This window comes from Blastococcus sp. CCUG 61487, from assembly GCF_005222955.1.
Classification (GTDB): Bacteria; Actinomycetota; Actinomycetes; order Mycobacteriales; family Geodermatophilaceae; genus Blastococcus.
In genome coordinates this window covers 1-9,178 of record NZ_LWUA01000042.1, presented here as the reverse complement: position 1 = coordinate 9,178, position 9,178 = coordinate 1, and the positions used below count along the sequence as shown (strand labels likewise).

10 protein-coding genes are annotated in these 9,178 nt (G+C 74.1%); 4 read left to right on the top strand and 6 right to left on the bottom strand.

Translation table 11 applies throughout. The annotated features are described in order from the left end of the window. The coding region (locus tag A6V29_RS03930; RefSeq protein ID WP_137159086.1) for a CpaE/TadZ family protein at positions 1-1,199 on the bottom strand (1,199 nt) is incomplete at its 3' end. Continuing rightward, entirely contained in the window at positions 1,199-1,960 is a 762-nt protein-coding gene (locus A6V29_RS03925; protein ID WP_249932998.1) for an SAF domain-containing protein, read from the bottom strand. The genes A6V29_RS03930 and A6V29_RS03925, both read right to left, overlap by 1 nt. A 202-nt stretch (positions 1,961-2,162) precedes the next feature. Here A6V29_RS03925 and A6V29_RS03920 point away from each other — a divergent pair, with 202 nt between their 5' ends. Continuing rightward, the gene (locus tag A6V29_RS03920) at positions 2,163-2,420 is read left to right on the top strand and encodes a helix-turn-helix domain-containing protein (RefSeq protein ID WP_137159084.1); all 258 of its coding nucleotides are present in this window, start codon (positions 2,163-2,165) and stop codon (positions 2,418-2,420) included. A gap of 7 nt (positions 2,421-2,427) precedes the next feature. On the opposite strand, the gene A6V29_RS03915 is transcribed toward A6V29_RS03920, so the two are convergent. Beyond that, positions 2,428-2,997 (bottom strand): hypothetical protein, encoded by a 570-nt coding sequence (locus A6V29_RS03915; RefSeq protein WP_137159083.1) that lies wholly within the window; start codon positions 2,995-2,997, stop codon positions 2,428-2,430. A gap of 96 nt (positions 2,998-3,093) precedes the next feature. On the opposite strand from A6V29_RS03915, the gene A6V29_RS03910 reads away from it, so the two are divergent. Together A6V29_RS03910 and A6V29_RS03905 are read left to right on the top strand one after the other, a co-directional pair. Continuing rightward, a complete protein-coding gene (locus A6V29_RS03910; protein WP_137159082.1) occupies positions 3,094-3,762 on the top strand; it encodes a LysM peptidoglycan-binding domain-containing protein in 669 nt (222 codons plus the stop codon). Positions 3,763-3,810: 48 nt separating this feature from the next. Then, entirely contained in the window at positions 3,811-4,365 is a 555-nt protein-coding gene (locus tag A6V29_RS03905; protein WP_137159081.1) for an Rv3235 family protein, read from the top strand. 47 nt (positions 4,366-4,412) lie between these two features. Here the strand turns inward: A6V29_RS03905 and secA are convergent, their stop codons facing one another. Next, positions 4,413-7,379, bottom strand: a complete 2,967-nt coding sequence (gene secA, locus A6V29_RS03900; RefSeq protein ID WP_137159080.1) for a preprotein translocase subunit SecA — start codon at positions 7,377-7,379, stop codon at positions 4,413-4,415. An 81-nt stretch (positions 7,380-7,460) separates the two neighbouring features. On the opposite strand from secA, the gene A6V29_RS03895 reads away from it, so the two are divergent. After that, positions 7,461-7,853 carry a TIGR03618 family F420-dependent PPOX class oxidoreductase gene (locus A6V29_RS03895; protein WP_137159079.1) on the top strand — a complete coding sequence of 131 codons (393 nt, stop codon included), beginning with the start codon at positions 7,461-7,463 and terminating at the stop codon, positions 7,851-7,853. A gap of 103 nt (positions 7,854-7,956) precedes the next feature. Here the strand turns inward: A6V29_RS03895 and hpf are convergent, their stop codons facing one another. Both hpf and A6V29_RS20575 read right to left on the bottom strand, forming a co-directional pair. Continuing rightward, positions 7,957-8,628, bottom strand: a complete 672-nt coding sequence (gene hpf / locus A6V29_RS03890; RefSeq protein WP_137159078.1) for a ribosome hibernation-promoting factor, HPF/YfiA family — start codon at positions 8,626-8,628, stop codon at positions 7,957-7,959. A 40-nt stretch (positions 8,629-8,668) separates the two neighbouring features. Beyond that, positions 8,669-9,178 (bottom strand): ComF family protein (locus A6V29_RS20575; protein WP_502700072.1); only part of this gene is annotated, 510 nt, incomplete at its 5' end.

The following is a 9,178-nucleotide window of genomic DNA, read 5'->3' as shown; positions in this document are numbered from 1 at the left end:
AGCGGCGACCCGGGGGCCGCCTCGGCCAGCGTCAGCCCCGCCGCCAGGGCGGCATCGGTCGCCCGGCGGTCGGCCGGGAGGAAGTGGGCTGGCTCGCGGCCGGCGAACCGCTCCAGGGCCGCGCCGATCTCCCGGCGCGGGTCCCCGGGAACCGGTCCGCGCCGGACCTGGTTGACCACCAGGACCGGCTCGACGCCGGGCAGTGCCTCGCGCAGCTCGTCCAGTGCGCGCACGCTGCGCTGCAGGGCCACCGGGTCCGCGCCGCTGACGCACAGCACGACGTCGGCGTCCTCGAGCACCGCCAGGGTCGCCCCGTTGCGACGCGGTGCGGCGGTGTCGAAGGAGAGCTCCTCGTCGTCCTCGAGGTTGAACCCGCAGTCGACGACGGTCAGCTCGGCCAGCCGCCGCGCCTCCTCGAGCACCGCAGAGATCGCCCGCGGGCGCAGCTCGGGCCATCGATCGGCGCGCGCCAGGCCGGTGAGCACGCGCAGGTGCGGGCGGACCGCCCAGGCCAGCCGCACCAGCGTGGTCGCGTCCAGCGTCCCGGCACCGGCCTGCCGGGCGGCACCCGCCAGGCCCGGGGAGTCGTCGAGCAGGCCGAGCACCTGGGCGACGACCCCGCCGTAGACGTCGGCGTCGACCAGCAGGGTCGACACCCCCAGCCGAGCCGCCTCGTCGGCCACTCCGACGGCGACCGTCGTGCGCCCCGGCGCCCCGGTCGGCCCCCACACCGCCACCAACCGGCCGCGGCCCACCGGTCGCTCGTCCTCGACCTCGGGGACGCCGAGCGCCGGCAGGGCGGCGCGCGGGTCGGCCACGTCGCGGGAGGCCGCGGGCACCCCGGCCACCGCCTCGCGCAGCGCCTGCGCGATCACCTCGGCGTCGGCATCGGCCGGCAGCACGTGGGCGACGCCCAGCAGGCGGAAGCGCTCCGCGGCCTGCTCGTCCCCGGGCTCGACCAGCCCGACGACCGCCACACCCGCGGCGGTCAGCCGGGCGACGGCGTCGCCGTCCAGCCGGCGCAGCTCCGCCGACAGCAGCGCCGCCTGGCCGGTGCCCGTCGCCGCGGCGGCCAGGAGCTCCGACACGTCGACGCAGCGGCGGACCACCGTGACGCCGTGGTCGGCCCGGTCGAGCGCCCCCACGAGCGCGGACTCCCACGCGGCCCCGGTGACGGCGGTGAAGACCTGGACGGCCATCAGTCGGTCTGCCCGGCCGGATCTCCGCGCCCCGCTGCCGTGGCCGCGGGCACGCGACCGGCCTCCTGGCCGTCGCCCTCGACCGACGTGTGCACGACGACCACGAGCGGGCGGCCGCCGATCGCGGTCAGGACGTCGGCGGCCTCGTCCTGCGCGACCGACACCACGACCTGCACCGTCGACGTCGGCGTGGACAGCACGCCCTCGGCGCGGCCCGACAGGGCCTGCACGGGCGCCCGCTCGACGACCAGGGTGACGCCGCCGCCGGTGACCGCCGTGGCGCCCACGGCCGGATCGGCCACCGCGTAGACGTCGACCAGCGCGCCGCGCCGGAGCCCCGGCGGCACGTAGCCGGCCTGGACCGGCAGCGCCACCTGCACCAGCTCGGCAGGCTCCTCCAGCGCGGAACCGGGGACCAGTTCACCCGCGCGGACCGCGCGGGCGAGCGTCCGGCCTTCCGGACGGGAGCCGGTGGACAGGTACGCGTCGGCGGCGTCGTCGAGCCGGACGTCGACGGCGACCAGGTCGTCGGCGGCCAGCTCCGTGCCCGCCGCGAGGTCACCCGCGGCCGCCCACACCGGCACCGTGGCGTCGGCCGCTCCGATCACCCGGGCACCGAGCAGGACCGAGCCGAGGACGAGGAGCACGCCCAGCAGCAGCCGGAGGTCCAGCCACCGCGGCGGGCGGATGCGACGGGGAGCCGGCCCGGGAGGCAGCGCGGTCGGGGCCGTCGGCGGCGCAGCCGGACGGACGGCGGTCACAGCACGCTCACCCTCTCCCGCGCGTCGACGGGTGACGCGGCGCGTCGGTCCTCGTCGACGCGACATGACGTCATCCGGGTGCAGATGATGCGTCATGGATGCATTGGCTCGCTGCCGTCATCCACACGTTCGGGTGTGGATGACCGGCACGGGTCACCGGTGCGACTGACAGACTGTGGCCGGACCGGACCGAGAGGACCTCATGCCCACGCCCCGCTTCCTGACGCTGGACGACGTCGCCGAGACGCTGAACGTCTCCTGGTCGCAGGCGTACGCGCTCGTGCGCCGCAAGGAGCTCCTCGCGATCCAGATCGGCGGACGCGGGCAGTGGCGGGTCGAGGTCGACGAGCTCGAGCGCTTCATCCAGCAGAAGTACGCCGAGGCGCGGGCGGGCACGGTTCCTCCCGCCGAGGCAGCGGACGCCGAGCAGGCGACCGACCCGGCTGCCGCGGACCGGTAGCCGGCCGTCAGTCCATCCCGGGCAGCAGCGTGCGCACCACCGCCACGGCGTCGATGACGACGGCGCGCACCCCCTGGACCGCCTCCGCGCGCCGGTGCAGGTCGGCGGCGTGCTCGGCCAGCTCCACGTGATCGGCGCCGACCCGGTCGATCGTCCCGGTCAGCGCCGTCCCGTCGTCCAGCACCAGCTGGACCGCGGCGCGATCACGCGCCAGCCCCCTCAGCGCGCGACGTAGGTCCAGCCGGCTGCGCACCGGGCCGTCGTCCTCGACCACGGCGGTCCGCCGCCCCAGCCCGGCCACCGCGACGACGGCGCCGGAGGCGACCAGGCACTCCCGACCCCGGTCGTCGGTCAGCAGCAGCCAGTCCGGCCCCACCTCGGTGAGCTCGCCGGACACCTGGCCGGCGCCACGGCAGAGCAGCCCGACCGTCGTGCCCACGGCGCCGCGCAGCCGGTCGACCAGCCGCACGGCGCCCTGCTCCAGCCGCACGCGCGACGGCAGGTCGGCGCGCTCGGCCGCCTCCTGCTCGGCCTCGAAGCGGGCCTCCAGGTCGGCGAACAGCTGCTGCCACCGCATGCCCCACCTCCGCCGTGCAGCCTAAACGGTTCTGTTCACTTGCGTTTGCGTGCATTTGCTTGCTTTAGTGCTCTCTGATCGAGGGAGGGTGGACGGATGACGACTCGCCGACTGCTGGCCACGGGGGCCGGGATGGCCGCCGTGGCGCTGGTGCTCGGGTGGCTCACCCCGTCGGTCCCCGAGCTGGCCGAGACGCTGCGCCACGGGCAGCGCACGGTGGACGAGGCGGGCGCGGAGGCGCTGCTGCTCGCCGCCGTGGGTCTGCTCGCGTGGGGCTTGTGGAGCTGGGGCGCCCTCGGGCTCCTGCTCACCGCCCTGTCGGCGCTCCCGGGAGCACTGGGCGCCGCCGCCGACGTCCTCACCCGTGCGGTGCTCCCCGCCGGCGCACGGCGCGCCGCCGCGCTCGCCCTCGGGCTCGGCCTCGGAGTCACCGCGCCCGTGGCCGGAGCGGTCCTCATCGCACCCACCGCGGCGGTGGCCGCCGGTCCGGGCACCTCGGTCCCCGACTGGCCGGCTCCGGCCGGACCGCACGGCGGTGCGGTGCCGGACTGGCCGGTCGAGGACACCACCGGTCAGCACGTCGTCGTGCGCGGCGAGTGCCTGTGGGACATCGCCGCCGCCCACCTGACCGCCCGGCTGGGCCGAACACCGACCGCCGCCGAGATCGCCGGAGCCGTCCCGGCCTGGTGGAGCACCAACGCGGCGGTCATCGGCCCGGATCCCGACCTGCTGCTCCCCGGCCAGGTGCTCCGGCCACCGGCCTGAGCCACCGCTCCCCGACCGCCCGTCCACCCGCCATCCCGGGAGATCCCCATGACAGTTCCCGCGCACCCCCCGGCACCGGCCGGTGCCCCGACCCCGCGGCCGCTGCGCCTGGTCCGCGTCACGACGCCTCAACCGCCGCTGCTGGACGAGCGGCCTCCGCTGCGGCTGGTCGTCCCCGGGGTCGCCGTGCCGCGGCCGGCGTACCGTCCCGGCCCGCGTCCGCGGATCGCGGCCCGGCCACCCGGCGAGGACGACTTCGGGCCGACGCCGTCGTCACGGGCCGACCTCTCCCCCGCCGGGCAGGCCGGCCGCAGGGTGCTGACCCTGGCGCTGGAGGCGTTCAGCGGACGCCGGCCGCTGGGGCAGTTGCGGCCGCTCACCTCACCCGGGGTGTTCGCCGCCCTCGCCGGCGGACGCCGGCCCCGCTGGTGCGTCGAGGGCACCGCGCCGCTGCTGCTCGGGCCCGTCCACGTGTGCGAGCCCGTGGACGGGATAGCCGAGATCAGCGCGGTGGCCCACCGCGCCGGCCTGGCACATGCCGTGGCGGCGCGGCTCGAGGGCGTCGACGGTCGCTGGCGGTGCACCGCCCTGCAGGTGGGCTGAGGCCCCGGCCGCCCGCCGCGAGTCGGACGAGCGGCCGGGGCGCTACCTCACTGCGCTGCGGCGGAACCGTGGCACTGCTTGTACTTCTTGCCCGACCCGCACGGGCACGGCGCGTTCCGCGGGGTCTCCTTGGTGCCGGTGACGGTGGCCGACTTCGCCGCCTTCGTCTTGCCGGCGTCCTTGGCCGAGGTGTCCAGGCTGGGCGCGGAGTAGGTCAGGTTCTCCGGCGGGCGGCGGAGCTCGTCGAGCCCCTTGACCGCGAGTTCCGGCCCGGTCGTGGACGCCTGGGCGGCGGGCGCCGCGGGCTGGGACCTCCGCGCGGTGCCGGAGCGGCGAGCAGTCGGAGCAGGGGCGGCGGCGGTGGCCTCCGCGCCGTTCGCCTCGGCGGCCTTCGTCCCGGCAGCCTGCGCCTCGGCGGCCTGGCGGGCCAGCACCCGCGCCGTCCCCTCCTGGGCCGCGGCGAGCGCCTTGGCCTCGGCCTCGTCCTGCTTGGCCTTGGCCTCCGCCTCCTGCTCCTCCTTGGTCTTGACCTCCAGGTTGAACACGAAGCCGACGGACTCCTCCTTGATGCCGTCGAGCATCGCGTTGAACATGTCGTAGCCCTCGCGCTGGTACTCCACGACCGGGTCGCGGTTGGCCATCGCGCGCAGGTGGATGCCGGCCCGCAGGTAGTCCATCTCGTAGAGGTGCTCGCGCCACTTGCGGTCCAGCACGCTGAGCAGGACGCGCCGCTCCAGCTCGCGCATGACCTCCGAACCGAGCCCGGCCTCCCGCGCCTCGTAGGCGCGGTGCACGTCCTCGAGCAGCTCGTCCTTCAGCGTCTCGGCGGTGAGGGCGTCCTGCTCGCCGCCGGCCACCTTCTCCAGCAGCTCCTCGACGGTGAGCCCGACCGGGTAGAGCGCCTTCAGCCCGGTCCAGAGCTGGTCGAGGTCCCAGTCCTCGGCGTAGCCGGTCTCGGTGGCGCCATCCACGTAGGCGCTGACGACGTCGTCGACCATGCCGCGCAGCTGGTCGGAGAGGTCCTCGCCCTCGAGGATCTTCCGCCGCTCGTCGTAGATGACGGTGCGCTGCCGGTTGAGGACCTCGTCGTACTTCAGGACGTCCTTGCGGACCTCGTAGTTCTGCTGCTCCAGCTGGGTCTGCGCCGACTTGATCGCGCGGCTGACCATCTTGTGCTGGATCGGCTCGTCGTCGGGCAGCCGCAGCGTGTTCATCATCGACTCGAGCATCGCGCCGTTGAACCGGCGCATGAGGTCGTCACCGAGCGAGAGGTAGAACCGCGACTCGCCCGGGTCCCCCTGGCGGCCGGAGCGGCCGCGCAGCTGGTTGTCGATGCGCCGGCTCTCGTGCCGCTCGGTGCCGAGCACGTAGAGCCCGCCGGCCTCGACGACCTGCTCGTGCTCGGCCTTGACCTGCGCCTTCGCGGCCTCCAGCGCGTCGTCCCAGGCCGCCTCGTACTCCTCGGGCGTCTCGGTCGGCGTCAACCCGCGGGCCTTCAGCGCCTCGTCGGCGATGAACTCGGCGTTGCCGCCGAGCTGGATGTCGGTACCGCGGCCGGCCATGTTGGTGGCCACGGTGACCGAGCCCGCCCGGCCGGCCATCGCGATGATCGCGGCCTCGCGGGCGTGGTTCTTCGCGTTGAGGACCTCGTGCGGGATCCCCCGCTTCAGCAGGAAATTCGCCAGCACCTCGGACTTCTCGACGCTCGCCGTGCCGACGAGGACGGGCTGCCCGGCCTCGTGCCGCTCGGCGATGTCGGCGACGACGGCGTCGAACTTCGCCGTCTCCGTCTTGTAGATGACGTCGGGCTGGTCCTCGCGGATCATCGGCCGGTTCGTCGGGATCGGGACGACGCCCAGCTTGTAGGTCTGGTGCAGCTCGGCGGCCTCGGTCTGGGCCGTACCGGTCATCCCGGAGAGCTTCTCGTAGAGCCGGAAGTAGTTCTGGAGGGTGATCGTGGCGAGCGTCTGGTTCTCGTCCTTGATCTTCACCTTCTCCTTGGCCTCGATGGCCTGGTGCATGCCCTCGTTGTAGCGGCGACCGGAGAGCACGCGACCGGTGAACTCGTCGACGATGAGGACCTCGCCGTTGGTGACGATGTACTGCTGGTCCTTCTTGAACAGCTCCTTGGCCTTGAGCGCGTTGTTCAGGTAGCCGATCAGCGGGGTGTTGACCGCCTCGTAGAGGTTGTCGATGCCGAGCTGGTCCTCGACGAACTCGACACCCTCCTCCGTCACCGCGACGGTGCGCTTGGACTCCTCGACCTCGTAGTGCACGTCGCGCTTCATCAGCGGCACGATGCGGGCGAACTCGCCGTACCACTTGGCGCTGGACTCGGCGGGGCCGCTGATGATCAGCGGCGTGCGCGCCTCGTCGATGAGGATCGAGTCGACCTCGTCGACGATGGCGAAGAAGTGCCCGCGCTGGACCAGGTCGTCCTTGCTCCAGGCCATGTTGTCGCGCAGGTAGTCGAAGCCGAACTCGTTGTTCGTGCCGTGGGTGATGTCGCAGAGGTACTGCTCGCGGCGGGTGGCCGGGGGCTGGCCGGACACGATGGTGCCGACGGTCAGGCCGAGGAACCGGTGCACCCGGCCCATCCACTCGGCGTCGCGGGAGGCCAGGTAGTCGTTGGTGGTGACCACGTGCACGCCCCGTCCGGCCAGGGCGTTGAGGTAGGCGGGCAGGACGCCGGTCAGGGTCTTGCCCTCACCGGTCTTCATCTCGGCGATGTTGCCGAGGTGCAGCGCCGCACCGCCCATGATCTGCACCCGGTAGTGCCGCTGGCCCAGCGTCCGGGTGGCCGCCTCGCGGACGACGGCGAACGCCTCGGGCAGCAGCGAGTCGAGGGACTCGCCGTCGGCGTAGCGCTCCTTGAACTCGTCGGTCTTGGCGCGCAGTTCGGCGTCGCTCAGATCGGTGTAGTCGTCGGCCAGGCTCTCGACCGCGTCGGCGATCTTGGAGAGTCGTCGGACCTGCTTGCCCTCGCCGGCGCGGAGGATCTTCTGGAACACCACGCCCCCAGCGTAGGCGTGCCACCCCCCGGCGCGGCTGCTCCGCCGTCGCAACCCGGCCGTGCGGCCCCTAACCTCCCGCAGATGTCCAGGAACCCCGCAGACCTCGGCCCCGCCGCGCTCGACTTCCTCACCGAGCGGCACCTGGCCACCCTCACCACGCTGCGGGCGGACGGCAGCCCCCACGTCGTGCCCATCGGCGTCACCTACGACGCGGCGACCGCCACCGCCCGGGTGATCACCTCGGGCACGTCGGCGAAGGCACGCCACGTGCGCGCCGGGCAGGCGCGAGTGGCGGTGTGCCAGGTGGACGGGGCGCGCTGGCTCACCCTCGAGGGGACGGCGGTGGTGCGGGACGACGCCGACGCGGTGGCCGACGCCGTCGACAGGTACGCCCGTCGCTACCGGCAACCCCGGGAGAACCCGGCGCGCGTGGTGATCGAGATATCGGTCGACCGGGTGCTCGGCAACGCTTGAGGAAACACCCCGACGACGTCGAGCCGGTGTTCCGAGCCTGTCAGGACGCCGACATCCAGCGCTGGTTCTGACTGCCCCGGATGATCAACTTCCGGTGGCGGGGTCAGCGGGCGGCGGCCTGCGGCTGCGTGCTCGGTGCGGCCTCGCCGTCCTCCGCTGACACCGGCGCCAGACGGATCAGGCCGTAGTCGAAGGCGTGCCGGCGGTAGACCACCGTCGGCTGCCCGGTGTCGGCGCACTGGAAGAGGTAGAAGTCGTGGCCGACCAGTTCCATCTCGTGGAGGGCCTGGTCGACGTGCATGGGGACGGCCGGGTGGACCTTCTCCCGGACGATCTGGCCGGGCAGGTGCTCGTCCACGTCCGTCGCCGTCGGGCCGTCGCTCTCGTCCGGCGTCGCGGAGTCGAGCACGGCGCCGAGGTCGACGTTGTCGGCCATGCGGACGCTGGCGGGTGTGCGTCGGCCGTGGTGGACCCGGCGTCGATCGGCCGCGCGACGCAGCCGGGTGTCCAGCTTGGTCACCGCGAGGTCCAGGGCGGCGTAGAAGTCGGGCGCTGCGGCCTCGGCCCGCACCACCGGCCCCTTGCCGCGGAGGGTGATCTCCACCCGCTGGGCGTTGGCCGCCTGGCGGGGGTTCTTCTCGTGGAAGAGCTCCACGTCGATGCGCTGCATCTTCAGCTTCCGGTCGAAGCGGTCGGTGGTGCCGACCTTGTCCTCGACGAGCTGTCGGTAGTGCTCGGGAACTTCGACGTTGCGACCACGGACGACGATCTCCATGAGACCTCCCGGTGTGACTCCGGCATTGGTCGCTTCGACGCTAGTCCCTCGGCACGGGTCCCGACAGTCGATCAGCGGAATGCCCGCGCACCCGCCGGAAGGGCTCGCGCGGCGTCGCGGCGACGACGGCGGCCAGCACCGGAGCGGCGCCCGGCGAGACCAGCGGCTCCAGCACGGACGCCGCCTCGGTCAGCGTGGCGCCGCTGGTGACGACGTCGTCGACCAGCACGAACACGTCCCCGCGACGGGCGGCCACGGAACCGCGGTCGAGGACGAAGGTGCCGGCCAGGTTGGCCCGCCGCTGGGCCGCGGACAGCTCCGCGGAGTCCCGCACCCGGCCGCGTCGGCGCAGCGGCCGTCGCAGCTCCGCGGGCACGGCCGCCGCCCGCAGCTCCCGCACGGCGTGGGTGGCCAGCTCGCGGACGTGGTCGCGACCTCGGTCCCGCAGCGCCCGAGCGGAGCTGGGCACCGGGACGACCAGCACCCGGGTCGCGGGCGGCCCGGGGACGGCGGCGACCACCGCGGCCACCGCCAGCGCCAGCGCCGTCCA

Bases quoted from the DNA above. Each gene is read 5' to 3' on its own strand.
- A6V29_RS03915 (WP_137159083.1), bottom strand. From the start codon at position 2,997: ATGCGGTGGCAGCAGCTGTTCGCCGACCTGGAGGCCCGCTTCGAGGCC.
- A6V29_RS03920 (WP_137159084.1), top strand. From the start codon at position 2,163: ATGCCCACGCCCCGCTTCCTGACGCTGGACGACGTCGCCGAGACGCTG.
- A6V29_RS03910 (WP_137159082.1), top strand. From the start codon at position 3,094: ATGACGACTCGCCGACTGCTGGCCACGGGGGCCGGGATGGCCGCCGTG.
- A6V29_RS03905 (WP_137159081.1), top strand. From the start codon at position 3,811: ATGACAGTTCCCGCGCACCCCCCGGCACCGGCCGGTGCCCCGACCCCG.
- A6V29_RS03895 (WP_137159079.1), top strand. From the start codon at position 7,461: ATGTCCAGGAACCCCGCAGACCTCGGCCCCGCCGCGCTCGACTTCCTC.
- hpf (WP_137159078.1), bottom strand. From the start codon at position 8,628: ATGGAGATCGTCGTCCGTGGTCGCAACGTCGAAGTTCCCGAGCACTAC.